At 65.0% G+C, this 25458-nt stretch carries 26 protein-coding genes; 12 read left to right on the top strand and 14 right to left on the bottom strand.

From position 1 onward, the window contains the following. Positions 1–73: 73 nt before the first annotated feature. Genes era through GK109_RS20470 form a run of 4 tightly spaced genes read right to left on the bottom strand, consistent with a single transcriptional unit; the run spans position 74 to position 3903 of the window. Positions 74–1033 carry a GTPase Era gene (gene era / locus GK109_RS20485; RefSeq protein WP_321213591.1) on the bottom strand — a complete coding sequence of 320 codons (960 nt, stop codon included), beginning with the start codon at positions 1031–1033 and terminating at the stop codon, positions 74–76. Continuing rightward, complete coding sequence (locus GK109_RS20480; RefSeq protein ID WP_370460723.1) at positions 1017–2348, bottom strand: hemolysin family protein; 1332 nt, start codon at positions 2346–2348, stop codon at positions 1017–1019. Before GK109_RS20480 ends, era begins: the two co-directional genes overlap by 17 nt. After that, on the bottom strand, positions 2345–2818 hold the full coding sequence (gene ybeY / locus GK109_RS20475) for an rRNA maturation RNase YbeY (RefSeq protein WP_157242282.1): 474 nt from the start codon (positions 2816–2818) through the stop codon (positions 2345–2347). Before ybeY ends, GK109_RS20480 begins: the two co-directional genes overlap by 4 nt. After that, a complete protein-coding gene (locus tag GK109_RS20470) occupies positions 2815–3903 on the bottom strand; it encodes a PhoH family protein (RefSeq protein ID WP_157242281.1) in 1089 nt (362 codons plus the stop codon). Before GK109_RS20470 ends, ybeY begins: the two co-directional genes overlap by 4 nt. 357 nt (positions 3904–4260) lie before the next feature. On the opposite strand from GK109_RS20470, the gene GK109_RS20465 reads away from it, so the two are divergent. Next, positions 4261–5208 (top strand): GerMN domain-containing protein, encoded by a 948-nt coding sequence (locus GK109_RS20465; protein WP_370460722.1) that lies wholly within the window; start codon positions 4261–4263, stop codon positions 5206–5208. A 28-nt stretch (positions 5209–5236) separates the two neighbouring features. Here GK109_RS20465 and GK109_RS20460 read toward each other — a convergent pair whose 3' ends face one another. From GK109_RS20460 to hrcA, 3 genes are all read right to left on the bottom strand, one after another. After that, positions 5237–6031 (bottom strand): 16S rRNA (uracil(1498)-N(3))-methyltransferase, encoded by a 795-nt coding sequence (locus GK109_RS20460; RefSeq protein ID WP_370460721.1) that lies wholly within the window; start codon positions 6029–6031, stop codon positions 5237–5239. A gap of 2 nt (positions 6032–6033) precedes the next feature. Further along, positions 6034–7161, bottom strand: coding sequence for a molecular chaperone DnaJ (dnaJ, locus tag GK109_RS20455; protein WP_157242280.1), 1128 nt, complete (start codon positions 7159–7161; stop codon positions 6034–6036). Positions 7162–7239: 78 nt separating this feature from the next. Beyond that, positions 7240–8253, bottom strand: coding sequence for a heat-inducible transcriptional repressor HrcA (gene hrcA / locus GK109_RS20450; protein WP_321213595.1), 1014 nt, complete (start codon positions 8251–8253; stop codon positions 7240–7242). Positions 8254–8429: 176 nt separating this feature from the next. Here hrcA and GK109_RS20445 point away from each other — a divergent pair, with 176 nt between their 5' ends. Both GK109_RS20445 and GK109_RS20440 read left to right on the top strand, forming a co-directional pair. After that, positions 8430–9278, top strand: coding sequence for a DUF3097 domain-containing protein (locus tag GK109_RS20445; protein ID WP_157242278.1), 849 nt, complete (start codon positions 8430–8432; stop codon positions 9276–9278). Between the two features lie 149 nt (positions 9279–9427). Next, positions 9428–9850, top strand: a complete 423-nt coding sequence (locus GK109_RS20440) for a DUF4870 domain-containing protein (RefSeq protein WP_321213596.1) — start codon at positions 9428–9430, stop codon at positions 9848–9850. A 65-nt stretch (positions 9851–9915) separates the two neighbouring features. Here GK109_RS20440 and hemW read toward each other — a convergent pair whose 3' ends face one another. Together hemW and lepA are read right to left on the bottom strand one after the other, a co-directional pair. Beyond that, a complete protein-coding gene (hemW, locus tag GK109_RS20435) occupies positions 9916–11145 on the bottom strand; it encodes a radical SAM family heme chaperone HemW (RefSeq protein ID WP_157242277.1) in 1230 nt (409 codons plus the stop codon). Positions 11146–11181: 36 nt separating this feature from the next. Next, positions 11182–13035, bottom strand: coding sequence for a translation elongation factor 4 (gene lepA, locus GK109_RS20430; RefSeq protein ID WP_321213598.1), 1854 nt, complete (start codon positions 13033–13035; stop codon positions 11182–11184). Positions 13036–13222: 187 nt separating this feature from the next. On the opposite strand from lepA, the gene GK109_RS20425 reads away from it, so the two are divergent. Together GK109_RS20425 and rpsT are read left to right on the top strand one after the other, a co-directional pair. Next, on the top strand, positions 13223–13798 hold the full coding sequence (locus GK109_RS20425) for a type II toxin-antitoxin system PemK/MazF family toxin (RefSeq protein WP_157242276.1): 576 nt from the start codon (positions 13223–13225) through the stop codon (positions 13796–13798). Positions 13799–13967: 169 nt separating this feature from the next. After that, a complete protein-coding gene (gene rpsT / locus GK109_RS20420; RefSeq protein ID WP_011692086.1) occupies positions 13968–14228 on the top strand; it encodes a 30S ribosomal protein S20 in 261 nt (86 codons plus the stop codon). Positions 14229–14370: 142 nt separating this feature from the next. Here the strand turns inward: rpsT and holA are convergent, their stop codons facing one another. Together holA and GK109_RS20410 are read right to left on the bottom strand one after the other, a co-directional pair. Next, positions 14371–15387: a DNA polymerase III subunit delta gene (gene holA / locus GK109_RS20415; RefSeq protein ID WP_157242275.1), complete on the bottom strand. Its 1017-nt coding sequence runs from the start codon at positions 15385–15387 to the stop codon at positions 14371–14373. Beyond that, on the bottom strand, positions 15321–16289 hold the full coding sequence (locus tag GK109_RS20410) for a ComEC/Rec2 family competence protein (RefSeq protein WP_231754900.1): 969 nt from the start codon (positions 16287–16289) through the stop codon (positions 15321–15323). The genes holA and GK109_RS20410 overlap by 67 nt, the downstream gene beginning before the upstream one ends. Before the next feature lie 824 nt (positions 16290–17113). Here GK109_RS20410 and GK109_RS20405 point away from each other — a divergent pair. Continuing rightward, on the top strand, positions 17114–17431 hold the full coding sequence (locus GK109_RS20405; RefSeq protein WP_157242273.1) for a DUF1508 domain-containing protein: 318 nt from the start codon (positions 17114–17116) through the stop codon (positions 17429–17431). Positions 17432–17744: 313 nt separating this feature from the next. On the opposite strand, the gene GK109_RS20400 is transcribed toward GK109_RS20405, so the two are convergent. The 3 genes from GK109_RS20400 to GK109_RS20390 all read right to left on the bottom strand — a co-directional run bounded on the left by GK109_RS20400 (position 17745) and on the right by GK109_RS20390 (position 20063). Beyond that, the gene (locus GK109_RS20400) at positions 17745–18062 is read right to left on the bottom strand and encodes a DUF3040 domain-containing protein (protein ID WP_157242272.1); all 318 of its coding nucleotides are present in this window, start codon (positions 18060–18062) and stop codon (positions 17745–17747) included. A 323-nt stretch (positions 18063–18385) separates the two neighbouring features. After that, positions 18386–19039 (bottom strand): response regulator transcription factor, encoded by a 654-nt coding sequence (locus GK109_RS20395; RefSeq protein WP_157242271.1) that lies wholly within the window; start codon positions 19037–19039, stop codon positions 18386–18388. A 4-nt stretch (positions 19040–19043) separates the two neighbouring features. After that, positions 19044–20063, bottom strand: a complete 1020-nt coding sequence (locus tag GK109_RS20390) for a histidine kinase (RefSeq protein ID WP_197432521.1) — start codon at positions 20061–20063, stop codon at positions 19044–19046. Between GK109_RS20390 and GK109_RS20385 the strand changes: the two genes are divergently transcribed. From GK109_RS20385 to nhaA, 6 genes are all read left to right on the top strand, one after another. Next, complete coding sequence (locus GK109_RS20385; protein WP_157242270.1) at positions 20062–20211, top strand: hypothetical protein; 150 nt, start codon at positions 20062–20064, stop codon at positions 20209–20211. The two genes, GK109_RS20390 and GK109_RS20385, sit on opposite strands and share 2 nt — an antisense overlap. A gap of 22 nt (positions 20212–20233) precedes the next feature. Next, the gene (locus tag GK109_RS20380; RefSeq protein WP_157242269.1) at positions 20234–20506 is read left to right on the top strand and encodes a hypothetical protein; all 273 of its coding nucleotides are present in this window, start codon (positions 20234–20236) and stop codon (positions 20504–20506) included. A 45-nt stretch (positions 20507–20551) separates the two neighbouring features. Then, a complete protein-coding gene (locus GK109_RS20375) occupies positions 20552–22111 on the top strand; it encodes a DUF1538 domain-containing protein (protein WP_231754899.1) in 1560 nt (519 codons plus the stop codon). Beyond that, positions 22108–22458, top strand: a complete 351-nt coding sequence (locus tag GK109_RS20370; RefSeq protein WP_157242267.1) for a transcriptional regulator — start codon at positions 22108–22110, stop codon at positions 22456–22458. Before GK109_RS20375 ends, GK109_RS20370 begins: the two co-directional genes overlap by 4 nt. A 31-nt stretch (positions 22459–22489) precedes the next feature. Next, the gene (locus GK109_RS20365; protein WP_157242266.1) at positions 22490–22879 is read left to right on the top strand and encodes a CBS domain-containing protein; all 390 of its coding nucleotides are present in this window, start codon (positions 22490–22492) and stop codon (positions 22877–22879) included. 74 nt (positions 22880–22953) lie between these two features. After that, positions 22954–24285 carry a Na+/H+ antiporter NhaA gene (gene nhaA, locus GK109_RS20360; RefSeq protein ID WP_157242265.1) on the top strand — a complete coding sequence of 444 codons (1332 nt, stop codon included), beginning with the start codon at positions 22954–22956 and terminating at the stop codon, positions 24283–24285. The last annotated feature ends 1173 nt before the right edge of the window (positions 24286–25458 follow it).

Below are 25458 nucleotides of genomic sequence, written 5' to 3'. Positions count from 1 at the left end.
CCAAATCCGGCCCATTTTAGTGGCCCGGGCTGGGAAAATGCCGGGCGGCCTGCGCCGGCGGAGCCGAAACGGCTCAGAAACCCAGCTTGACCAGCTGTTTCGGGTCCCGCTGCCAGTCCTTCGCCACCTTCACGTGAAGGTCGAGATAGATCCGCGTGCCCAGGAGCGCCTCGATGCCCTTGCGTGCATTGGTGCCCACTTCACGCAGCCGGCTGCCGCCCTTGCCGATGATGATCGCCTTCTGCGAGGGACGCTCAACGTAGAGATTGACCCGCACGTCCAGCAGCGGGCTGTCTTCGGGCCGGTCTTCGCGGGGAACGATTTCCTCCACCACCACAGCGAGCGAGTGCGGAAGTTCATCGCGGACACCTTCCAGCGCCGCCTCGCGGATCAGTTCTGCGACCATGACGGCCTCAGGTTCGTCCGTCAGTTCACCGTCAGGGTACAGCGGGGGCGACGGCGGCATGTGGCTGATCAGGACGTCAGCAACGGTGCCCACCTGGAAGCCGTCGGTGGCAGAAACGGGAACGATGTCCTTCCAGCCGTCCTCCCCCATCACTTCCCTGCCGAGGGCTGCGACGGCCAGGAGCTGTTCCGTCAGTGCCTGGCGGTCCACGAGGTCGGCTTTGGTGACGATGGCGATCACGGGCTTGCGGCCAACCGCCGCGAGCTGGGCGGCAATGAATTTGTCTCCGGGGCCGATCTTTTCGTTGGCCGGCAGGCAGAACCCAATCGCATCAACTTCGGCCAGCGTATCCGCCACGAGGTCGTTAAGGCGCTTGCCAAGGAGCGTCCGCGGGCGATGGAGGCCCGGCGTATCCACGAGGATGAGTTGTGCGTCCTCGCGGTGAACGATGCCGCGGATGGTGTGGCGGGTGGTCTGCGGTTTGGCGGACGTAATGGCCACCTTCTTGCCCACCAGCGCGTTCGTCAAAGTGGACTTGCCCGCGTTGGGCCGTCCCACCAGGATCGCAAATCCTGCGTGGAAACCGCCGAAATCGTCCTGGCCTTCGGCCTTATTTTTCTTGCTCACGTGAAACTCCCTGCTGGGTTGCTTCCGCCTCGTCGAAGAGATCTTCAAGGTCAGTGTCTTCTTTTGCCAACGGTGCCGCAATAATGTGGCTGACGCGGTTTCGGCGGCCTTCAAGCCGGTCGGCCCGCAGGGACACACCGTGCACTTCCACGGAGCTCCCCACAATGGGAACGCGGCCCAGGGCCTTGGCGAGCAGGCCGCCGACGGTGTCCACTTCGTCGTCGTCAAGCTCAATGCCGAAGAGCTCGCCGAGGTCGTCAATGCCCATCCGCGCGCTGACCCGGTACGAACCGTCCCCGAGCTCCACGGCCTCCGCGCTTTCGGTGTCGTACTCGTCCACGATTTCGCCCACGATTTCCTCGATAAGGTCCTCGAGGGTGACCAGGCCGGCCGTTCCGCCGTATTCGTCGATCACGATGGCCACGTGCGTGGACTCTTTCTGCAGCTCCCGGAGCAGGTCGCTGACAGGTTTCGACTCCGGTACGTAGCGAACGTCGCGGGCGAGCGATTCCACCAGCGGCGGCTCCTCGTTGGGCGCCAGCTCATGGATGACGGCGGCAACATCCTTCAGGTAGATGATGCCCAGGATCTGGTCGGTACTGTCGCCGATCACCGGAATCCTGGAATAGCCGGAGCGAAGGAAAAGCGACATGGCCTGGCGCAGGCTTGACCCCGCTTCGATGGTGAGGATGTCGGTCCGGGGCACCATGACGGCGCGGACAAGGGTGTCACCGAAGTCGAAGACGGACTGGATCATCTCAGCCTCGGTGTCCTCGATCATGTCCGACTCGCTGGCGCGCTCCACGAGTTCACGGAATTCCTGCTCGCTGAAGAACGCCTCGTCGCCGCCGGGGGCCCCGGGGGCCGCCGTGCTTCCAAGCCTCACCAGCCAGCCCGGGATGGGCCCCAGCACCCAGGTGAGGAAACGGATCGTCGGCGCGGTGAAGCGGACAACAGCGGCTGCGTGCAGCCGTCCGAGTTGCCGCGGGGAGACACCAACAATGACAAAGCCCAGCAGGGCCATAATCCCGGTTGCTGCCAGGCCCGCAAGCCACACGTTGCTGAGCAGGCTGTAGAGCAGGACGGACACGGCAACGGCGGACGCCATTTCGAACCAGATGCGCCAGAACCTCAGGGCGCGGATGTGCGCCACGGGCTGGCCGAGGATGCGCCGCAGGGCGGTGCCGCGGCTCTTGACCAGGGCTTCCTCGGCATCATGGCGCGGGATGAAGTTGAACGCGGCCTCCGCCGCGGTCAGCACCGCCGCAACGACCAGGAAAACCAGGGCCATTGCCACGAGGAGCAGGGGCGTCACTGGGTGGTCTCGGCAGGCGCTTCTTTGCCCGTGAAGCCGGACAGCAGCTCACGCTGGAGCCCGAACATCTCGGCCTTTTCCTCGGGTTCGGCGTGGTCGTATCCGAGCAGATGCAGGATGCCGTGGGTGGTCAGCAGCAACATCTCGTCCTGGAGGGGGTGGCCGGCGTTTTTGGCCTGCACCCGGGCCACCTGGGGGCAAATGGCAATGTCACCCAGCATTCCCTGGGGCGTGGGCCGGTCAGGCGTACCCGGGGTCAGCTCGTCCATGGGCACGGACAAAACATCCGTGGAACCTGGCTCGTCCATCAGCTCAATGTGAAGCTTCTCCATTGCAGGCTCATCCACCAGGAGGATGGACAGTTCAGCCTGCGGATGGATGTAGAGCTGCTCGAAGATGTACCGGGACAAAGCAACGAGTTCAGCTTCGTCCACCTGGACACCGGACTCGTTGTTGACCTCGATGCTCATGCGTGTTCCCCCCGCTTGCCGGCGCCGGTCGAATGCTTTACCCGGCTGCGCTGTGCCTCATCCCAGATGCTGTAGGCGTTGACAATATCCCCCACCAGGCGGTGCCGGACAACGTCTGCGGCGTCCAGCACCGAGAAACTGACGCCTTCGATACCCTGCAGGATCTCCGCCACAATACGGAGCCCGGAGCGGGTGCCGAAGGGCAGGTCAACCTGGGTGACGTCGCCGGTGACCACCATCTTGGAGCCAAAGCCCAGCCGGGTCAGGAACATCTTCATCTGCTCGGGCGTGGTGTTCTGCGCCTCGTCAAGGATGATGAAGGCGTCATTGAGCGTGCGTCCGCGCATGTAGGCCAGCGGAGCCACTTCTATGGTGCCCGCCGCCATCAGCCTGGGAATGGACTCCGGGTCCATCATGTCGTGCAGCGCGTCGTAGAGGGGGCGCAGGTAGGGATCAATCTTGTCGCTCAGGGTTCCGGGCAGGAATCCCAGCCGTTCCCCGGCTTCAACTGCCGGGCGCGTCAGGATAATCCGGCTGACCTCTTTTTGCTGAAGCGCCTGCACAGCCTTTGCCATGGCCAGGTAGGTCTTCCCTGTTCCGGCCGGGCCAATGCCAAAGATCACCGTGTTGTTGTCGATGGCGTCGACGTAGGTCTTCTGGTTCAGCGTCTTGGGACGGATTGTCCTCCCGCGGCTGGAAAGGATGTCGTGGGTCAGAACATCCACGGGGTTCTGCAGCGACTGGGTACGCAGGAGGGCCACGAGCTGCTGAAGGACAGCGGGACTGATAACCGTGCCGCGGGCCACCAGGCCGCGGACCTCGTGGAGGAGCCGCATGATGCGGGGCACGTCGCTGGCAGGACCAGTGATGGAAAGTTCATTTCCGCGGACGTGGAAATTGACGTGCGGGAACTGTTCCTCGATGAAGCGCAAAGCCTCATCGTGGCTGCCCAAGGACTGGACCATCTGGTCGGAGTTGTCGAAAAGTACAACCTCGGTACGGCTGCCGGGCAGGGAATGGGGAAACTCCCCCGCAGCGCCTTCGCCTGTGTTGAGCCGGCGCTTTCCATTCGCTGATTCAGTCATGGTGACGGCCCGCAGGCCCGTGATCCCCTCAAAGTACGAAAATAATGTCCACCGCAGGGCCGGCCACCGCATCCGGCGCGCCTTGCCCAAGCGGTCCCTCCATCTTACGCCAGTACGGCGTCAACACCGGATGAGGCAACCAGCCACGGACCAGGGCAAGGCGGCCTTCAGGCGCGGTGGCTGCGTCATTAGGTATCAACTTCATATCGGCCTCATATCGTTCCCGTTGCAGTTGGCCCCGGGGACCATGGCAGGGCCGTACGGTCCCGCGCCCTGTGCCATGCTGGAAATCCAGCTTCATTGCTGGACTACCGCCGCCCGGATGCGGCCCAGTTGCGAAAGGACAGGCAACCAAACGTGCCGGAATCAGCTGCGCCCCTGAGGGCAGGACGACGCTGGGGCCGTGCGCGCCCTGCGGTCCTCGCAGTGGTTCTGGCAGTGGGCCCGCTCCTGGCGGGGTGCCTGGCCGAGCCCAATCCTGCACCTACCGGCCTCCTGAACTCCGGGCCTGCCGCCACCGGCACCGCACCATCCACCAGCGCCCCCCTTGAAACCACGCAGTCCTCCAACAAGGCGCCGGTGTACTGGATTGGCCGCACCGGCAGCAGCGTGTTCCTCTACCGGGAGTTCCGGGACGTGCCGGAGCAGGAAAACCCCGTGACGCGTGCCCTGCGGGCGATGATGAAGGATAAGCCGCTTGATCCGGACTTCTTCACCCCTTGGCAGAATCCCAGCAAGCTCGCCACCTCGATTTCCGGCAAGGACGTTATTACGGTGGACGTGTCCGAGGACGCGTTCAACAGCAACCTCGACGCTGACATGGCGGCCCGTGCCGTCCAGCAGCTTGTTTATACGGCCACGGCCGCTGCGGCCAGCTCCGGGCTCATTGACTCCGGGCAGCAGATCCGGGTGCGGATCCTGGTGGACGGGCACACGGACTACGTTGCTTTCGACCACATCCAGCTGGGTGACCTCATGACGAGGGGCGCGGGCATGGTGGCGCCCGTCTGGATCATCGATCCGCAGGAAAATGTGGAAATTGCCGACGGAAGCGTGAAGATCACCGGCCGCAGCACCCTGGCCGGCAGCAAGCTGCGCTGGCAGATCCAGCGGGCGGAGCAGGACGGCAACAAGGTACCGTTCCTCACCGGAGAAACAACGGCCTCCGCCCAGCCCGGACAGGGAGGGATCTTCACGCTTGCCCTCACGCTGCCTTCCGGCGACTACGAGTTGCGCGTGGCCCAGGCCGGCGCCGACGGGCAGCCGGACCAGAACGAGGACTCGCGGGCTTTCAAAGTCCGCTAGCCCGCACGCTGCAGCTTCGGCGGCCTGCTCAACCGGCAGGCTCGGCAGCATGCGCCGCCCAGCGGCCCAGGACGTCGCTGGCAAGCACGACGGCGGCGGGGCCGGCGGTGGATGAGCGCAGCACATGGTGCCCCAGCAGGGCCGTGACAGCACCCTTGCCGCAGAGCCGGGTTACTTCCCGGGGACTGATGCCGCCTTCCGGCCCAACGATCAGGAAGACTTCGCGGGGTTCCGTTGGGGTTCCGCCGCGCTGCCATGCTTCCAGCACTGTCCGCAAGGGCCTAACCGCGTCCTCGTGCAGGATGACGGCAAGCCCTGCGGCCTCCACGAGGCCGGCCAGCGCGGCGGTGTCGACGGCGGGCCGCACCTCGGGAACCCAGGCGCGGCGCGCCTGCTTGGCGGCTGCCGTGACCACGGACTGCCATTTGGTGTGGGCCTTCGCGGCCCGGTCGCCTTTCCACCGGACGATGGACCGTTCGGACTGCCAGGGTATGACGGCGTCGATCCCGAGTTCAGTTGCCGTCTCAATGGCAAGTTCGTCGCGGTCGCCCTTCGCCAGCGCCTGTACCAGCACCAGCCTTGTTACCGGCTGCGGCTCAACGGCCAGGGAGGAGCACTCAACATCCAGCCCGGAGGGGGACGCCGCAAGCACCTTTCCGCTCATGCGCGTCCCGGCGCCGTCCACGATGTCAACGGGCTCGCCCGGGGCAAGCCGCTTCACCGTGACGGCGTGCCGCGCCTCGGGCCCCTCCAGGACAAAGACTTCCCCCGCCACCAGCTGGTCAAGGGAACCGGGAGGAGTGAAAAAGACCGGGTTGCTCACCGCTACAGGTTACCGAGCCGGTCCCGGAGCTTGGCGAACATGCCCCCGCTGGCCGCAAGCTTGCCCTCGGTGATCTGTTCACCGCGCATCTTGGCAAGCTGACGCAGGAGGTCCTCCTGCGCGGCGTCCAGCTTGGCGGGAGTCTCGACCTGGAGGTGCACTTTCAGGTCGCCGCGCCCGTACCCGCGAAGGTGGGTCACGCCAAGTCCGCGAAGGGTGATGATCTCGCCGGACTGGGTGCCCGGCTTGACGTCGATCTCCTGCGGTCCGTCGAACGTTTCCAGGCTCACCTCGGTGCCCAGGGCTGCAGCGGTCATGGGAAGGTGCAGGGTTGCGTGGAGGTCGTCGTTGTCCCGGACATAGGTGGCGTCGTTGTTCACGCGGATCTCGACGTAGAGGTCGCCGGCGGGACCGCCGGCGGGACCTGCTTCGCCCTGGCCGGAAAGCTGGATGCGGGTTCCGGTGGCTACGCCGGCGGGAACCTTGATGGTCAGCGAACGGCGGCTGCGGATGCGTCCCTGGCCGCTGCACTCATTGCAGGGGTCCTTGATGACGGTGCCGAAGCCCTCGCAGGTACCGCACGGGGCGGCGGTCATGACCTGTCCCAGGATGGAGCGCACGGCACGCTGGACCTGGCCGCTGCCGCCGCAGATGTCGCAGCGTTCCGGATGGGTTCCCGGCCGGCAGCACGAACCTTCGCAGGTGGGGCACGTGACGGCCGTGTCCACTTCCAGCTTCTTGTTGACGCCGAAGACAGCGTCGCGGAGTTCGATGCGGACACTGATGAGTGCGTCCTGGCCGCGCCTGACGCGGGAAGCCGGGCCCGTTGTTCCGCCGGCCCCGAAGAAGGTGTCGAAGATGTCCTGGAACGCGAATCCCTGGCCGGCGTAGCTGCCTCCGCCGAAGCCGTTGTCCGTGCCGTTCTCGTTGCCGGTGGTGTCGTAGACGCGGCGCTTCTGCGGGTCCGAAAGAACCTCGTAGGCGTGGGTCACGGCCTTGAAGCGGTCCGACGCGTCCTCACCCGGGTTGACGTCCGGGTGGAGCGTGCGCGCCAGCTTGCGGTAGGCCTTCTTGATCTCTTCTCCCGTGGCCTCCGGTGAGACTCCAAGGACGTCGTAGTGGCTGCTCAAAGTTCGTATCTCTTCCTTGTTGTACTGCCTGCAGTTGGACTGCGGGAAATGATCTGCATGCCCGGGAACGGGAAAACGTCAGGGTCCCAGGATCCGCGAAAGGTAGCGGGCAACGGCCCTGACTGCGGCCATGGTGGTGGGATAGTCCATCCGGGTTGGTCCCAGGACACCAATTTTCGCAATGTGGTCCGGACCGTACCCCGTGGCAACGACGGACGCCTCGGCAAGGCCGTCGTAGGGATTCTCGCGGCCGATGCTGACAGCCACCCCGCGGTGGTCCTGCGCCATTTCGCTCAGCAGGCGGAGCATGACCACCTGTTCCTCGAGTGCTTCCAGGACCGGTCCGATGCTGAGCGGAAAGTCCACGTTGGAACGCGCAAGGTTGGCGGTGCCCGCCATGACCATGCGGTCTTCCCTGCTGCTCTGGGCCAGGCCTTCGAGGCCGACGGCGAGGGCATGGGCGGCCTGCCTTTGCCCCGGGCCGGCTGTGGCCACCACTGCCGGCAGGGACTGGGCGAGCTGGTTCAGCGGAGTGCCGGCAAGGGAGCCAAGGAACCGTGCCCGCAGGGTGGCGAGGGCGTCGTCCCCCAGGTCCTGGCCGACGTCGATAACGCGCTGTTCCACTTTGCCGCTGTTGGCGATCAGCACCACCAGCACCTTGCGCGGCGCGAGGAGGACGAACTCGATATGGCGGACCAGTGCCCGGCTCAGGTGCGGATACTGGACCACGGCAACCTGGTTGGTCAGCTGCGACAGCAGGCGGACCGTGCGGTCAAGGACGTCGTCGAGGTCGTCAGATCCTTCCAGCAGCGACTGGATGGCCCTGCGCTCGGCCTGGGACAGCGGTTTGACCGCCGAGATCTGGTCCACGAACAGCCGGTAACCCTTGTCAGTGGGGATACGTCCGGCGCTGGTGTGCGGAGCGGTGATCAGGCCCTCTTCCTCCAGGGCGGCCATATCGTTCCTGATCGTTGCGCTGGACACACCGAGATGGTGCCGCTCCACCAGGGCCTTGGACCCGACGGGTTCCCGGGAGTGGACGTAGTCCTCCACGATTGCACGCAGCACTTCAAGTTTGCGTGGCTCGCTCACACTCCACCTCCATCCAGGGTTCGGGGCGGCCGCGCCGCCCGCGCTGTGCCACCTCAAGGGTTAGCACTCGACATGCCTCAGTGCTAACAGTCTATTATGACTCCCGCCGTTGCTAGCATTGGTACCGCTCCGGGCGAAATCCGGACCTGTGACCGAACGCTAGGCGGAGTGAAACCATGCAGTACCAGAACTGGGGCCCACGCGACTTGTCCGCTCCCGCAAAGACTGAACTGCCCGAGGTTCCCGTTGAACGGGGAATGGTCCTTGAGGACGTCCAGTCCGGCTGGGTGGGCGCCGTGACCCGGGTGGAAAAATCCGGCGGCATGCACGTGGTTGCCCTGGAGGACCGGCGCGGTAAATCCCGGTCCTTCCGGCTTGGTTTCGGATTCCTCCTCGAAGGCCGGGCCATCAAGCTCCTGCCCCCGGCCCCGCGGCAGGCCGCCGGCGCCGTCGCCGGCCGGACCGCCTCCGGGTCCGTCCGCGTCGCCGGCCAGCGGGCACAGGTGGCCAAGGCCAGCCGGATCTGGGTGGAGGGAAAGCACGACGCCGAACTGGTGGAAAAGGTCTGGGGAGACGACCTGCGCGTGGAGGGCATCGTCGTCGAACCCCTGCACGGCATTGATGACCTGGCGGGGGCCGTCGCAGCGTTCAGGCCCGGACCGGGCAGGCGCCTCGGCGTCCTGGTGGACCACCTGGTGCCGGATTCCAAGGAATCCCGCATTGCGGACGCCGTCATGGCCTCGCCGGGAGCTGCAGGGAACGTCCTGATTGTGGGTCACCCTTACGTGGACGTGTGGCAGGCCATCCGGCCCGCGGTCCTGGGCATTGAGCAGTGGCCGGTAGTGCCGCGCGGGCAGGATTGGAAGACCGGCATCCTCGCAGCGTTCGGCTGGCCCCATGCCACAAAGGAGGACATCGGGCTTGGCTGGCAGAAACTGCTCGGCGCCGTCCGAACGTACGCCGACCTGGAAGCCTCGCTGCTGGGGAGGGTCGAAGAAGTCATCGACTTCCTCACCGTGCCCTGAAGGACGGTTCTGCCCCGGCCCGCGCATCCCGGGGCAGGTATGGGGCCGGTACCAAGTATTCTTGGTACTGCGGATCCTGCAACATTGCAGGCCGCCGCACCCACTAAGCTTTCTTAGCCGGCACCATTGCACTTCAGAAGGAACAGACTGTGGCAGAAAACGCACGTGATCACAGGGACAGCCCGGGCGGCCAGGGCCGTTCGGAGTACCACGGCGTTCCCGCGAATGCGCTGCCCCTGACAGCCAGCGAAGACCGGCAATGGGCCACCATGGCGCACTTCGGGGGCATCCTGGGCTGCGTTCCGTCGCTGCTGATCTACCTGATCTTCCGGGACCGCGGGCCCTTCACGGCACAGGAATCCAAGGAAGCCCTGAATTTCAGCCTGCCGCCCACCATTGCTGCCCTGCTGGCGAACATCCTGGTGGTCTTCGTCCCCGTGATCGGCAACATCTTCGCCGTCATCGCCACCCTCATCTGGATTGCGCTCACCTGCTTCTCGGTGGCGGCCGGCATCCATGTCAACCGTGGCCAGCCGCACCGCTACCAGTACAACCTGCGCTGGATCAAGTAGCGGCTGCACGGGTCCACGCCCGCGGGGTTCCCTGGCGGGCGCGGGCCCACGTTGCTTTGTGCCGTTCAGTCCGGCAGGACCCGGCGGACCACCGCGTCTGCCAGCAGCCTGCCCCTGAGGGTCAGGACCAGCCTGCCCCTGAACGCGGCAGCAGGATCCACGAGGCCGTCCGCGATCAGCCCCGCAACCTCATGGCGTCCTTCTTGGCCCAGCGACGATACTTCGAGGCCGGACTGGAGACGGGCCTCGAGCATCACACGTTCGACGTTCCGGGTCTCCTGGTCCAGGGTTTCCCTGCCGGCCGCCGGTGACACTCCCTGTGCGAGGCGTCCGGCGTAGGCCGTGGGGTGTTTGACGTTCCACCACCGCACGCCGCCCACATGCGAATGGGCGCCGGGGCCGATCCCCCACCAGTCGTCGCCCCGCCAATAGGCGAGGTTGTGGCGGCAGGCCTGCTCCGGCGTGCGGGCCCAGTTGCTGACCTCGTACCAGCCCAGGCCGGCTTTGGTGATGAGGTCGTCGGCGAGTTCGTACTTGTCGGCGTGGTCGTCGTCGTCGATTCCTGGAACCTCGCCCCGGCGGATCTGGGCGGCGAGCTTGGTTCCCTCTTCGATGATCAGCGCATAGGCGCTGATGTGGTCCGGCTGGTAGGACAGTGCTGTCTCCAGGGAGTAGCGCCAGTCGTCCAGGGACTCCCCCGGCGTGCCGTAGATGAGGTCCAGGCTCACAGCCAGTCCCGCGTCCCGGGCCCATTGCACAACCTGCGGGACTCGGCTGGGCGTGTGGGTCCGGTCAAGCACTTTGAGGACATGGGGCACTGCAGACTGCATCCCGAAGGAGATGCGGGTGAAGCCGGCTTCCTTCAGGATGGCAAGGGATTCAGGCGTGACGGAGTCCGGGTTCGCCTCCGTGGTGACTTCGGCGCCGGCCTCGATTCCCCACTGTCCGATGGCGCGGCGCAATATCAGGGCGAGGTCCTCGGCGGGAAGCAGGGTGGGTGTGCCGCCGCCGAAAAACACCGTGCTGAGCGGGCGCGCAGGAAGCCCTGATTCCGCCAGGACCCTGGCTGCCAGGGACACTTCGGAGGCGGCCGTGGCGGCATAGGCGTCCTGCGAGGCCCCGCCGCCGAGCTCCGTGGCGGTATAGGTGTTGAAGTCGCAGTAGCCACAGCGGACGGCACAGAACGGAATGTGTACGTAAAGCCCGAACGCCCGGCCCGCCGCACCGTCAACCGCCTGGGGAGGCAGGAGACCGTCCGACGGCGCCGGGTCGCCGAGGGGAAGAGTGCTAGGCATTGCAGGGGCCTCCGGTGGCGCCGGCCGCTGTAACCACTACTTCTTGGCCTTGTCCTTGGACTCGTCCGTGGTGAGCGCAGCAATGAAGGCTTCCTGAGGGACCTCAACGCGGCCCACCATCTTCATGCGCTTCTTGCCTTCCTTCTGCTTCTCCAGCAGTTTGCGCTTACGGGAGATGTCGCCGCCGTAGCACTTGGCCAGGACGTCCTTGCGGATGGCGCGGATGCTTTCCCGGGCGATGATCCTGGAGCCGATGGCCGCCTGGATGGGCACCTCGAACTGCTGGCGGGGAATGAGTTCGCGCAGCTTGGTGGTCATCATGACGCCGTAGGCGTAGGCCTTGTCGCGGTGCGTGATGGCGGAGAAGGCATCCACCTGTTCGCCCTGGAGCATGATGTCGACCTTGACGAGGTCCGCCACCTGGTCGCCGTCGGCCTTCCAGTCGAGCGAGCCGTAGCCGCGGGTCTTGGACTTGAGGATGTCGAAGAAATCGAACACGATCTCGGCGAGCGGCAGGCGGTAGCGGATTTCCACCCGGTCCTCCGAGAGGTAATCCATTCCTCCCATGACGCCGCGGCGGCTCTGGCACAGCTCCATGATGGCGCCGACGAATTCGTTCGGCGCAAGGATGGTGGCCGACACCATGGGCTCGCGGACCTCGGAGATCTTGCCGGAGGGGTATTCGCTGGGGTTGGTCACGTGGACCACTTTCTTGTCCTCCAGCGTCACCTCGTATTCCACGTTGGGGGCCGTGGAAATCAGGTCCAGGTTGTATTCGCGTTCCAGCCGCTCGCGGGTGATTTCAAGGTGGAGCAGTCCCAGGAAGCCCACCCGGAACCCGAAGCCCAGCGCCGCGGAGGTCTCCGGCTCGTAGACCAGGGCGGCATCGTTGAGCATCAGCTTCTCCAGTGCATCGCGCAGCACCGGATAGTCCGTGCCGTCCAGCGGGTACAGGCCGGAAAACACCATCGGCTTGGCATCGGCGTAGCCGGGCAGGGATTCAGCGGCCGGCTTGGCGAGGTTGGTAACGGTATCGCCGACCTTGGACAGGCGGACGTCCTTCACTCCGGTGATGAGGTACCCCACCTCGCCGACGCCCAGGCCCTTCGAGGGCGTCGGCTCCGGGGAGCTCACGCCAATCTCGAGGAGTTCATGCGTGGCCCGCGTGGACATCATCTGGATGCGCTCGCGGGGGTGCAGCATGCCATCCACCACACGGACATAGGTGACCACGCCGCGGTAGGTGTCGTAGACGGAGTCGAAGATCATTGCGCGGGCCGGGGCATTGGCGTCACCCTGGGGAGCCGGGAGGTCGCGGACAATCTTGTCCAGCAGCGCTTCAACGCCCATGCCGGTTTTTCCCGATACCCGCAGCACGTCCTCCGGTTCGCCGCCGATCAGGCTGGCAAGTTCAGCCGCGTACTTCTCGGGCTGTGCCGCAGGAAGATCGATCTTGTTCAGGACCGGGATGATGGTCAGGTTGTTTTCCATTGCCAGGTACAGGTTGGCGAGGGTCTGGGCTTCGATGCCCTGTGCCGCGTCCACCAGGAGGATTGCTCCCTCGCAGGCCGCGAGGGAGCGGGAGACCTCGTAGGTGAAGTCAACGTGTCCGGGCGTGTCGATCATGTTCAGCGCGTAGCTGACGCCATCCAGCTCCCACGGCATGCGGACAGCCTGGGACTTGATGGTGATGCCGCGCTCGCGTTCGATGTCCATCCGGTCCAGGTACTGGGCCTTCATGTCGCGGGACTGGACCACTCCGGTGAACTGCAGCATCCGGTCGGCCAGGGTGGACTTACCGTGGTCAATGTGCGCGATGATGCAGAAATTCCGAATGATGGCCGGATCTGTCGCGGCGGGCACCGGGGCGGTGCGGGCCATGGGAGACACGCAGGGTCCTTACTGTTGGCATTCACTGATGGCTTTGGGCAACCAGGCAGGACGCGCCGATGGCACGCTGCGGCCCGACCGCACATTTTCAACCTCCAGTGTCCCACGTCAGGGCCCGCGCCACCGCATCCTGAGCGGAGTTCCTGCCTTCACTCTCCCGTACCGGGGGCGGTTATAAGGTAGCTGGATGGTTCTCAATCTCCGCTCCCTGCAGGATGCCGTCAGGACAGGCCTCCGGGCACTGCGCAACGCAGCCAGGACGTCCCCGGCGCCTGGCCCCGACTCCTCCCCCGGCCGGGCGGCGCCTGTGCCCGGCAACGCCCGCCTGCCGGCCGCTGCCCGCGGCGGCGCCGTGGATGGCGATGTATATCCCGGGGACTTCCAGGGCCGGTCCAGCGTCCGCTACGCACCGAGGCCCGATGGTGAACCGGATCCGGGCGAGGTGGTGTGGGCGTGGGTGCCCTACGAAGAGGACCACAGCCGGGGCAAAGACCGCCCCGTGCTTTTGGTGGGCCGCAGCGGCAGTTACTTGTTGGGAGTCATGCTCACGAGCAGGGACCGTGTCCCCGAATCGGCCGTGTCACAGGACTATGTGGACCTGGGCGCCGGCGCCTGGGACAGGCAGGGCCGGGCCAGCGAAGCCCGGCTGGACAGGATCGTGCAGCTTCGGCCGGACGCCATCCGGCGCGAAGGTGCTGTCCTGGACCGTGCGCGCTTCGACACCGTGGCGGCCGGACTGCGCAGCCGACACGGCTGGACGTAAACACCGAAATGGCCAGGCCTGCCGCTGACCTGCTATTCTTTATAGCTGTGTGTCCGTGCAGGTCGACGGCCACTGATGGTTGGCCGCCATAGGTATCCCCACGCCGCTCAGTCAATGGCCAATCTGAAAGCCCTCTAGACCATTTCCGCATTAAAAAGAGAGTTCACACGTGGCGAATATCAAATCCCAGAAGAAGCGCATCCTCACCAACGAGAAGGCACGCCTGCGCAACAACGCAGTCAAGTCCGAGCTGAAGACGGCCATCCGCGCCGTCAACACCGCCGTTGAGTCCACGGACAAGGATGCAGCTGCTGCTGCCCTGGTTGCTGCCAGCCGCAAGCTGGACAAGGCTGTCAGCAAGGGTGTTCTGCACAAGAACAACGCAGCGAACCGCAAGTCGGCGATCTCCAAGAAGGTCAACGCACTGTAAGGTTTCCAGTTCAACTGAACTGATGGTTGTGGCCGGTCCCCTCGGGGGCCGGCCACACATCTTTAAGGCCCGGAATTGCGGCTTTAAGGCCCGGAATTGCGGCCCCGGATGCCAGGCTTGGGCCCGGATCGGAACGGAACTGTCAGCGGCCCTGGACCGACATGGCGATCACCGTGACCGCATGCTCCACTGCATACACAGGATCACGCGAAAGCCCCTTGACCTGCGCGTCCGCCTCGGCCGTGGCCTGGATGGACCTGACCAGGCCATCCGGGGTCCACCGGCGGACGTCGCGCTGCGCCTGCTCCACCAGCCAGGGCTGCATACCCAGTTCCGCGGCAATCTGGCCAGAGGAGCCCGACGCACCGGCAACGCGGGCCACGGTACGGAGTTTTGCGGCCAGCGCGGCAACAAGCGGGACGGGGTCTGCTCCCGTGGCGAGGGCATGACGGAGCGTGGACAGGGCCAAAGGAGCGTTGCCGGCCATTGCCGCGTCCGCCACCTTGAAGGCCGTCGCTTCAATGCGTCCACCGTAGTAGCGGTCCACAATATCTGAAGTCACGGTGGTCCCGGCATCGGCGATGAGCTGGCTGCACGCCGCCGCAAGTTCCGAGAGGTTTGCGCCGACAGCGTTGACCAGGGCCTGCACCGCGTCCTGCTCAATACGGCGGCCGCCGGCCTTGAACTCGGCCGCCACGAAGGCCACCTTGTCTGCGTCTTTCTTGAGGGGCTGGCAGTCCACCACGGGCCAGCCGTCCTTCTTGATTGCGTCCAGGAGTTTCTTCCCACGGACTCCCCCGCCGTGCCGCAGGACAAGGACGGCATCCGGTTCCGTATGTTCTACGTACCGAAGCGCGTCAGCGAGGAAGGCGTCGTTCATGGCCTCGACAGCTTCGACCTCGATGAGCTTGCTTTCGCCGAACAGCGACGGGCTGACCTGCATCAGCAGGGTGCCGGGCTCGTACGCGGCCGCATTGATGCGGCTGACCTCCACGTCCGGGGCTGTTGCCCGGACCTGGGCACGGATGTGGTCCATGGCCCTGATGCCCAGGTACTCCTCCGGGCCGCTGACCAGCACCACCGCAGCGGGCTTTACATCCCGCCAGGAGGCCGCATTCGATGCCGGGGAACGGGTTGCTCGCTTCTGCGCAGCGGCCATCGTGGGTTCCTTCCGGAAAGTCTTGTGGAGTATTCCAGCCTGCCACGTCCGGCCGTCCGGTCCAAGCCGGCAGGCGTCAGTGGCACCACGGGCCGGCTCGGCCCGGGCCCTGACCCGCGGCCAAGGCCGTCCAGGGTACCGACTTGGCCCGATTCAAGGGCCTCGATCAGGGCTACAACGCGCCGATGGGAAGCCAGGACGCAGCGGCCGAACCTGCGGGGCCGGGAGGCCGCCCACAGCGTTCCAAACGTGAGGGCTGACAGGAAGAGCATGGTGAGCAGCCCGGCAACGCCTTCCGGCCACGGAAGTGATGCGCCCGGGAGCTGCGGGGTGAACCTTGCCGTGGCTGCAATGCCGGCGGTGAAGATACCCGCAACGGCGATCAGGGCTGTGGCGGACCAGGGAGCCGGAATTACCAAGGGCACGGCTGCGGTCCCCAGAAGTGTCACCGGAGCCACCAGGGGTGAAGCGATGACATTGGCCAGCAGCGAGTACGTTGAGAATTCGGGTTGCAGCAGCACTGTAACCGGCCCGCACATCAGTTGCGCAGACAAGGGGACTGCGACCCCGGCCGCCACCCAACGCGGAATGAACACCGGCGTCCAGTCGATGATGCGGCGCCCGAGGACAATGATCCCCAGGGTGGCCAGGACGGACAGGAGGAACCCGAAGCTCGATCCCAGGCCCGGGTCGATCAGCAGCAGCGCGATCACGGCCACGCTCAGGAAGCTGAGCCCGCGTCCGGACCGCCCGCCTGCCAGTGAGATCAGTCCAACACCTCCCATCAGCGCCGCCCGAAGCACGCTCGCATCGGGACCCACAAGCACCACGAACAGGCCCAGTCCGGCCCCGGCCAGCACAGCAGCCGGCACCCGGGGCAGGCGTAGGCTGCGGCAGGCCAACAGCAGTGCACCGAGGACCAGGCTGCAGTTGGCCCCAGTGAATGTTAAAACAGGGGGTGGGTCGGTTTAGACCCGTGTTTCCCCTGTTCAGGCGAGGTTCTCGGCGTTCATTGGGCCCTTGGCACGGCGATCAAGTCGACCGTGCCGATCTGACCGGAGGACGATAGCGACCTTCCGAGAGACCATCTGAGAGGGGCTTGATCGACGAACGTTCAAGAACGAGGTGGGTCGACATGGCCCCTGTCGCATCGTGCTCGCTCAACCAACCAGCGTCCGTCTGACGGACGAGCAGTCGGGCACATGGATGATCCTCGCGTGAGACGCGGGCTCGAGTTCGGTCACGATTACCCGTGTCCGGCGGAGGCCGCCATCAACAAGTGCGCCGCCATTTGTCTCCCGAATGCTGTCGTCCGGGAGTCCGAGTGGACAGGCTCGAGTGGTCACCGCGGCGCGGCGGCGTCGCGATCGGGCGAAATTCGCCGTCCCACCGATGGTGCATAGTCTTGCCTGCTCCCGGCGGCGGGTGGATGTTGGAAAGACGATGCGCGCGAGCGGCCTTAATAATCGGCGCCCACCGTTTGCTCTCCGAGATACTGCGTATTTGGCTGGCTGACGTCGGGCATCCAACTTCCTGCAAAAGTTCTACTGGCCGGTAGGGGATTTTCAACGTAGCTTTAGTGGCGGACGTGTGGCGCGCTTCACATTTTGTGTCATTCGGAGTCCATGCCTTTACGAGCCCATCGGGACGGTAGCCCAGCGCCGTGTTTCCGCCCCGATGACAAAATATCGAAGCCAAGGCGGCGGTTACCGCCGGGAGGAGACCAATGGCGGGAATGTACGAACTCTTCAAAGATGAAGAAGCGGGCTTCAGGTTCAGGATCATAGCTCCCGACAGGACGGTGATGGCGGTCTCCCGTTCCTTTCCGGACAAGCCGTCGGCAGTTGCAGGAATCAGTGACGTGCGGGAGTACGCCGGAATGGGCCACATCACGGACCTGTGCCCGATGCCTCCCGCCGATGCCGCCACCGGCTCCGCATCGCCGCCAAATTACAGAACCAGACCCGCCGCCGACAGCCCCGATACACGGCACGCACCATCCCTCACCCGATCGCGTTCTACAAGTATCGGCGCAGCCGCCTGAGCGGACGCCCGGGACCCTACTGCCGCGCCGGCACCAACTTGCCACCCAGGAGTCCGTGCGACGACAAAGCACTCGCAACCTGAAACGCGAAGGACGCCTCGAAGAAGCCGTCGTCCTCTGCTACAAAGCCATCGAAGGCGCAGATGGTGACGCCGGACGTGGAATGCCCGCGCCGGCGTATACGGAGCAGGCGGCAATCATCCACCGCAACGGTAGATGTTCCTTTGCAGGAGTGATCAATACCTTCATCGGTAAGTCTCCCGTCAGGTGAGGTAGCGATGGTGGACGCCCACACCCCGCGAGCAGGCAGCGGTCAAAGGGGCCCGGGTCCGCCGTCTGCCCGGCGTTCTGGCTGCCGCCCGGACACGTCCCCTATGCGGAGGCCGCTAAGGAACCAGCTGGCTCCTGCGACCATCAGCAGGAAGCCAGCGACGCCGATGACCGCAAGCTGTGTGATGATGCCGGCGATGACCAAGGCGAAGCCGGCCAGAACGGCCAGGACACCGTAGATAGTACGGGGGGAAGCCGGGTTCCGGCCCGATTGCAGCTGCCTGTCCAGACCCGGGTCGGATAGGGCCAGTTCCTGTTCGAGCTTTTCAAGGCGCTTGCGCTCTTCATCTGACAGAGCCATGACCGCTTCCCGCCCTCCTGCGTACAACCGTGAGCCGGAGGACTGCAACGTCCCGGCGCGTTCCGACAGGATCGGTCCAGGAGCCCAGGCCGAACAACCGGGCTGTACCGGCGGCGGGGCCGATGAGGCCCAGGAGAATCCTCAGCGTGGTGGATTTGCCTGCACTGTGGGGGCCCAGAAAATCGTGGAATTCACCGCCGGTGACTCTCGGGTAAGGGCTGCACGGTGCACGTGTCCCGCCGAAATCTTGGACAAGGCCGAAGGTTTCAACGACAGGTTGTGGTGCTGCAGTCATGAGCCGTCCGCTCCTCAGGTCGGACCGCTTATGGCTCGATGAGCCCGGTGCGGATGGCGAACCGTGTGAGGTCCAGCCGGTCGCGCAACCCCAGCTTCTGCAGGACGTTGGCCCGGTGGCGATCGACGGTCTTCACGCTGATCCTGAGGATGTCGGCGATCTCCTTGGCGGAGTTCCCCTCTGCGATGAGCTTCGTAATCTGCTCCTCGCGGGGCGTGAGGATACTGTCCGGCATCCGGTCGCCACGGCGGTCGCGCTCGAGGTAGTCGCGGATGAGCGCGGTGACCGCGCCGGGGTAGAGGAACGACTCCCCGCGCATCGCTGCACGGCACGCCTCGATGAGGTCGCGGTCGGCGACCGATTTGAGCACATAGCCCGAGGCCCCGGCGCGCAGGGCCTCGAAGAAGTACTGCTCGTTGTCGTACATCGACAGGATGAGGATCCGCACGTCGGGTGCGCTCCGCGCTATCTGCCGTGCCGCCTGGATGCCGGTCATCTGTGGCATGGCGATGTCGAGAACAGCGAGGTCCACCCCGCCCGCGGTCGCGGCGGCGACGGCCTCTGTGCCGTCGGCGGCCTCGGCCACGACGGTGAGGTCGGGTTCCGCGTCGAGGATCATGCGAAGGCCGCGGCGGACCAGGGCGTGGTCGTCAGCGAGCAGGATGCGCGTGGGTTCGCCCATCGGATCAGCTCCCCGTCTCGACTCCGGGAACGACGAGGCGAACGTCGGTCCCCTCGCTCGCCCGTGCGGCGATCGTCAGCTCGGCACCGATGAGCAGGGCCCGTTCGCGCATCCCGCGGATGCCCGCGCCTTCGCGGAGGTCACCGCCCTGCCCGTCGTCGAGAATCCGCAGGGTCAGCCCCTTCGTCGTCGAGGTGAGCGCGAAATCGACTCGTGTTGCGTGCGCGTGCCGGGCGACATTGGTGAGCGCCTCCTGCGCGATGCGGTAAAGCACGAGCTCGACGTCCCCGCTGAGCTCGGGGAGGGGGTCATCGACCTCCCAGGTCACTGGGATCCCGCTCGAGCGGGAGAACTCCGAGCCCAGCGAATTCAGCGCGCTTCGCAGGCCGAGGTCCGCGAGCACGCCCGGGCGCAGACGCTGCGCCACCTGGCGGACCTCCTCCAGGCTCGCGCGGACCGCCTCCTGCGCGACGAGGCTCTCCTCGCGGAGATCGTCAGGAGATCGATCGACAACCCGTTTGAGACTGAGGAGAGCAACGGTCAGGCTCTGGCCGATCTGGTCGTGCAGTTCCCGCGAGATCCGCTGACGTTCCCCCTCCTGCGCAGCCAGCGCGAGGGCGCTGCTCGCGCTGTTCTCCGCCTCCAGCCGGTCAAGCATCTCATTGAAGGTGCGGATGAGATGCCCAAGGTCGCCGTTGCCGGCTTCGATCGCCCGGTCGCCACCGCGCCGCAGCAGGCCCACCCGGCGCATCACGGTCGTCAAGGCGTCGAGCGGCGCGAGGCTGGCCCGCACCAGGGCTGCGTTCGCGGCGAGGATGAGAGCCAGACCAATGAGGAGGACCGGTACCTCGGTGAGCAGTACGGGCGAGGACACCGTCGCCGGCGAGAGTGCCAACACGAGCGTTCCGATCGCGAAAAGCAATCCGTTGATGATGAACAATCGCCAGAACAGCAACTGTGCCGGTCCTTTCGGAGGTACGCCGCGTGCCGTTCCGGCGGCCCTGGTTTCGAGCGGAGTCCGCATGCGTACTAGCCTTGCGCGGCCCGCGTCCTTTGTCCATGAGGGCTGGCACCCACGGACGGCGGAATCCCTGGCGCGCGACGCACCGGAAATGGGTGTCAGGCCCAATGGCACCTCCCTGACCGCAAAGGGAGACTGGATTTACCCCTAGAACCGACGGAACGGAGTGCCCAATGGAGACCACCCACTCCACGGTGCCCGGCTCCGGCGTGCTGCACGACTGCCAGACCCGCGACGGCCAGCAATTCCGCATCCTCGTCGCGCGTCCCGGCAGATGCGAAATCTTCGTTTACGACTCGGCGGAGCCGGATCGGGTAGTGGCAAGGATCGTGCTTGAGGAGGACGAGGCCGATCAGGTCGCCGAGCTCCTGCACAGTCAGCCGATCACCGATCGGATCGCCGAACTCGAACGTCGGGTTGCCCGGCTCGCAGGGAGCGGGCGATGACGATCGTGGACCCGCGCGTGTCGTCGATTCACACCGGAGCCTCGGTTGGCAGACGCGACTGGGCTGGCCCGGCAGACTGAAAAGCCAGGTACTCGCAGGATCATTCCGGGAGAGGACCCGATGGAGCACCTCAGCCGACTTGCCCGCGAATTCCTTAAGGCGCTCAGGAACCTTCTGCCCATCGTTATCGTGGTTGTTCTGTTCCAACTGCTGGTGTTCCGCTCCATGCCCGATGATCCCCTGGAGCTGGTGGCGGGGCTCCTGATTGTGGCTGTTGGCATTGCCCTGTTCCTGTATGGCCTGGATCTGAGTATCTTCCCGGTAGGGAAGAACCTGGCTAATCAGTTTGTCCGGAGCGGGGCGCTGGGGTTGTTGCTGCCATTTGGGTTTGCCATTGGCTTCGCTGCCTCCGTCGCGGAGCCGGCGGTGATCGCTGTCGCGGAGCAGGCCCAGCTGGTCAGCGATGGTCGGATCAATGCGCTGGTGCTGCGCTTTGTCATCGCTGTGTCGGTGGGTCTGGTCTTGATCTTGGGCGTACTGCGTGTCCTGCGGGGCTGGGCTGTCTACAAACTGCTGATCGCTGGCTATGTCGTGGTGCTGGGGCTCAGTTATGTGGCCCCCGCGGAGATCATTGGTCTCGCCTACGATTCGGGCGGGGTCACCACCAACATCGTCAGTGTCCCGCTGATCGCGGCGATCGGCCTTGGATTGGCGAATTCCATCAGGGGACGCAGCCTGCTCGCGGACGGCTTTGGCCTGGTGGCACTGTGCGTGATGGTGCCCATGATCGGCGTGCAGCTCTACGGCATCTGGGTCTACACCTTCGGCGATGCCGGGCCAGCTCCGCCGGTCACCGACGCCGGGGAGGCCCCCACGGATTGGGTGGTCGGCATGATCCTCGGCCTCGCCTCAATGATCCGGGAAGTGCTGCCGATCGTGGGCGTTGTCCTCTTCTTCCAATGGGTTGCGCTCCGGCGCAAACTGCCCCACCCGTTGCGGGTCGTCATCGGGTTCGTCATGGTCCTGGTGGGACTGTATGCCTTTGTCGTGGGGCTCAAGCTCGGGCTGTTCCCGCTCGGGACCCTGATGGCGGAGCAACTCATCGCACAGGGAGTCCCGGCCCTGATCCTGCTCTTCGCGCTGCTCATCGGCTTCGCGGTCACCATGGCCGAACCTGCCCTGGTGGCCATCGGAGAACAGGCGCAGGATGCATCTCCGGGCAAGATCAGCGCGTTCGCGGTCCGGGTCATTGTCGCCGTTGGTGTCGCCCTCGGGATCGGTTTTGGCGTCTACCGCATTCTGGTGGGAGGGCCGTTCCACTACTTCATCATGGCCGCCTACGCCGTCGCCATCGTGCTGGTGTTCTTCGCCCCGAAGTACATCATCGCCCTGGCCTTCGACCTGGGCGGGGTGACGACGTCGGAGGTCACGGTGCCGCTGGTAACAGCCCTTGGCATCGGCCTGGCAACGGCGGTCGAAGGACGCGACGCCCTGATCGACGGGTTTGGGCTGATCGCGTATGCCTCGATCTTCCCCGTCATTTCCGTCATGGTGTATGCCATGGTGATGGAGAGATTTCCCCGTCTGAGGAGGCAACCGGCATGAAATTCACAGCAGTCATCGTGATTGCCCCGGACGAGCTTGAAGACAAGGTGATTGAACACGCCCAGCGGGCCGGTGCCACGGGTGTGACCATTTTGCCGGGCAAGGGCATCGGGGGTGAGGCCAGGAAGACGTTTTTCGGGCTCACCTTCGAAGGGACGCAGTCCGTGCTGCTGATGGTCGTCGGCGCTCACCTGACTGCCCCCATCCTGAAGGAACTGCACTCGATATTGGTTCAAGGAACGGAATCCCGGGGCCTGGCCTTCGCGATTCCGATCGAGCACCTGACCGGGATCGATATGCGGCAGGTGGTCAGGTTCGAGGAGCATCTGCGCCGCGAGGGCTCCTGAAGCAGGCCCGGAAACGTTACGAGGAGGAAAGATGCTCACCGTCAAAGATGTCATGGTCCCCGAGGTCGTCACGATCTCCCCCTACAGCACGCTGCGGGAGGCGCTGTCCATGATGAAGGAGCGCCAGGTGAAGAGCCTGGTAGTGGAGCGGCAGCACGCCCACGACGCCTACGGCCTGCTCAGCTACAGAGAACTCCTGGACACCGTCGTTGCGCAGGAGGGGGATGTGGACCTCCTGAACGTCTATGACGCCGCCACGATTCCCGCGATCACTGTCAACGAGGACCTGTCCGTCCGCCAGGCAGCGGCCCTGATGAGCCGCTATCACCTCAGCCGGCTCGTCGTGGTGGAAGGCAATCAGCTCGTCGGGCTGCTCGCCATGAATGACATTCTCGCCCGGCTCATGGAGGAGCTGACGTGACATTCGCCCGGCTGCGCTGACCACTACGTCGGCGAGGGACATTGTCTTGTCGGGACTACTCGAGGACGCACCGAATGGACCAGAACTCACCGGACTCCCGCCCCCGCTTCTTCCTGCTCGGAGGGGAAAGTTCTTCCGAGTTGCTGCGCATCGGTTCCATCCTGCGCAAAGAGACTGTCGGCGGGGCGCTGCTCGTGGCAGCTGCGATCATCGCACTGATTTGGGCAAACTCCCCGCTCTCCGCCGGTTACTTCCAGCTGAGGGATATCCGCGTCGGATACGGGCCATGGCATCTGGAACTCAGCCTGGGCGAGTGGGCGTCGGACGGTCTGCTGGCCATCTTCTTCTTCCTCGTCGGCCTTGAACTTAAGCGGGAGTTCCTGATCGGGGATCTGCGCGAGCCCAGCAAGTCGGTCGTGCCGGTTGCCGCTGCCGCCGGTGGGGTCGCTGTTCCCGCCATCATCTATTCCGTGGTCAACCTGGCCAGTCCCGAAACGCTGAGGGGATGGGCGATCCCCACAGCGACGGACATCGCCTTCGCCGTCGCTGTTCTGGCCCTGATCGGTTCGCACCTGCCGGGCGCGTTGCGGATTTTCCTCCTGACACTCGCCGTGGTTGATGACCTGATCGCCATTGGCATCATCGCGTTCTTCTATTCGCAGGACATTCGTCCGGAACCGCTGCTGCTGGTGCTGCTCGCCTTAGGTTCCTACACCCTTCTTGCACACCGGTACCGGCGGTTCTTCAGTACACGGACGGCGGCCTGGCTGATCCTGCTTCCCCTGGGCGCTGCCGTCTGGGTACTGGTCCACAATTCAGGGATTCACGCGACGGTTGCAGGAGTCATGCTGGGCTTCGCTGTTCCGCTCGCTCACTCCAAGGGCGGACCGCAGCCCGGTGGGGGATTGGCCGAGATCCTGGAGCACCGGCTCCGCCCCGTTTCAGCTGGTATCGCCGTGCCGGTGTTTGCCTTCTTTTCCGCCGGTGTACAGGTGGGCGGCCGGGACGGGATCGGATCCCTGTTCGCGAACCCGGTGACCCTCGGGATCATCATCGCCTTGGTCGTCGGCAAACCGGTCGGAATTCTCGGAACGGTCTGGCTCCTTACCAAGGCCACCAGGGCAAGACTGGACCGCTCCATCAAGTGGATCGACATTTTCGGCGTTTCGCTCCTCGGCGGGATCGGCTTCACCGTTTCCCTGCTGGTCGCGGAACTCAGCTTCGGCCACGGCGGCGACTATGGTGACCAGGCGACGACAGGGATCCTGGCGGCGTCCCTCATCGCCTCACTGCTGGCCGCTATGGTCCTGCTGCCCAGGAACCGGCACTACCGACACGCCAACTCGTCCCGGCCTTCCAGCGCGGCAGGCCCGGGCCCCGGGGAGTCTTCGCATTCGGCTGCATGAACTCTTCGGCGTAGCGGGCCTGGCATCGCACGCAGCAAGGCTGCCGGCCGACCTGCCACGGCAACCCGCTGCACCAGATCATTGAGCAGGAAGAGAACCCGCACGACTGGTCTCCACCATATTCGGCGCAAGCTGATCCTCGCCCTCGCACCCGCGGCACAGGCCCCTGTCGAACTAATTCACCGCTTGATCATTGCGCAGAACGCCCAGCGACTCAGGGCACTCTCGTGCACCGACCGCGAGGGCTCTCGTAGCCACACCGTAAGGGGCGGCTACGCCACGCTCGGATTGACAGGCGCTGTGCATGCAGAGGGATGCCTGCTGGCCGCGAGGGGCCCTCTGACCGGATCCACCAAGCCGCCGTTTCGGTTTGGCTTGAGTTAGCTCAGTCGTCGTCACCCTGCATACTTGCCCCTTGTTTGCTAGGTCCCGAGCACCTTCATTTGGTGGAGATTCTCGCGATATGAGCGGTTTACCAACGTTGTCAGATGGGTAGGCAAATGTGCCTCTGAAATGCGGCGATACCTTTGCTGCGGCCGAAAGACGACCCATATGGGTCTCCGCACATTACTGACCGGTGATTGTTCAAACAGGGGGTGGGTCGCCTTGCATAGGTGTTTCCGCAGGTCAGGTGCGCTTTCTAGGTCTTCGCGGATGAGCTGAGTGGACGATTTGCTCGTTCTCCCGGCAACAACAAAGGACGACGACGCTCCCTACTTGGCATCATCTGATAGGAGATCAGCTTACAAACGTTGAAGTAGGAGATGAGTCGCCTCATGCCCACGACACGCGTGCCTGGTGCTCTGGTTTCATGAAGTCGAACCCTAGCCTCTGACCCTGGTGGCAGAACCCCGGCGCGGTCCGGTTTCTGGCGACGGGGGCCACTCCCCGATCTGATCAGGCGCTGCTCCCCTGCCGTTCACGCCACTGCGTCAAGCAAGAGACATGTCGCCTGAATGGGTCGCAGCGCTCCGGGGATTCGGCATGCGAAGATCGCCAGGCCCCGAAGGCCGCTAGACAGCGTCGGCCGAGTCATATCTGGTTGGCGGTCCAGTAATTGAAATTTTCGGCAGCACACCGAATCCGTGGCCGTCAGAAGAGAAAGTGTCGGGGCATCCGGACATACTGTCAGTGTGACGGAAACTACCGAATCTGAAGACAGCTCGATCGAGG

This window comes from Pseudarthrobacter sp. GA104 (genome assembly GCF_009741265.1).
Taxonomy (GTDB): Bacteria; Actinomycetota; Actinomycetes; order Actinomycetales; family Micrococcaceae; genus Arthrobacter.
Note: the sequence above shows the minus strand (reverse complement) of the source record. Positions and strands in the feature narration are given on the sequence as shown.

Excerpts from the sequence above, each read along its gene's own strand:
- ybeY (WP_157242282.1), bottom strand. The coding sequence starts at position 2,818 with ATGAGCATCGAGGTCAACAACGAGTCCGGTGTCCAGGTGGACGAAGCT.
- GK109_RS20470 (WP_157242281.1), bottom strand. The coding sequence starts at position 3,903 with ATGACTGAATCAGCGAATGGAAAGCGCCGGCTCAACACAGGCGAAGGC.
- GK109_RS20445 (WP_157242278.1), top strand. The coding sequence starts at position 8,430 with ATGCAGTACCAGAACTGGGGCCCACGCGACTTGTCCGCTCCCGCAAAG.
- hemW (WP_157242277.1), bottom strand. The coding sequence starts at position 11,145 with ATGCCTAGCACTCTTCCCCTCGGCGACCCGGCGCCGTCGGACGGTCTC.
- GK109_RS20425 (WP_157242276.1), top strand. The coding sequence starts at position 13,223 with ATGGTTCTCAATCTCCGCTCCCTGCAGGATGCCGTCAGGACAGGCCTC.
- holA (WP_157242275.1), bottom strand. The coding sequence starts at position 15,387 with ATGGCCGCTGCGCAGAAGCGAGCAACCCGTTCCCCGGCATCGAATGCG.
- GK109_RS20405 (WP_157242273.1), top strand. The coding sequence starts at position 17,114 with ATGGCGGGAATGTACGAACTCTTCAAAGATGAAGAAGCGGGCTTCAGG.
- GK109_RS20400 (WP_157242272.1), bottom strand. The coding sequence starts at position 18,062 with ATGGCTCTGTCAGATGAAGAGCGCAAGCGCCTTGAAAAGCTCGAACAG.
- GK109_RS20395 (WP_157242271.1), bottom strand. The coding sequence starts at position 19,039 with ATGGGCGAACCCACGCGCATCCTGCTCGCTGACGACCACGCCCTGGTC.
- GK109_RS20385 (WP_157242270.1), top strand. The coding sequence starts at position 20,062 with ATGCGTACTAGCCTTGCGCGGCCCGCGTCCTTTGTCCATGAGGGCTGG.
- GK109_RS20390 (WP_197432521.1), bottom strand. The coding sequence starts at position 20,063 with ATGCGGACTCCGCTCGAAACCAGGGCCGCCGGAACGGCACGCGGCGTA.
- GK109_RS20380 (WP_157242269.1), top strand. The coding sequence starts at position 20,234 with ATGGAGACCACCCACTCCACGGTGCCCGGCTCCGGCGTGCTGCACGAC.
- GK109_RS20370 (WP_157242267.1), top strand. The coding sequence starts at position 22,108 with ATGAAATTCACAGCAGTCATCGTGATTGCCCCGGACGAGCTTGAAGAC.
- GK109_RS20365 (WP_157242266.1), top strand. The coding sequence starts at position 22,490 with ATGCTCACCGTCAAAGATGTCATGGTCCCCGAGGTCGTCACGATCTCC.
- nhaA (WP_157242265.1), top strand. The coding sequence starts at position 22,954 with ATGGACCAGAACTCACCGGACTCCCGCCCCCGCTTCTTCCTGCTCGGA.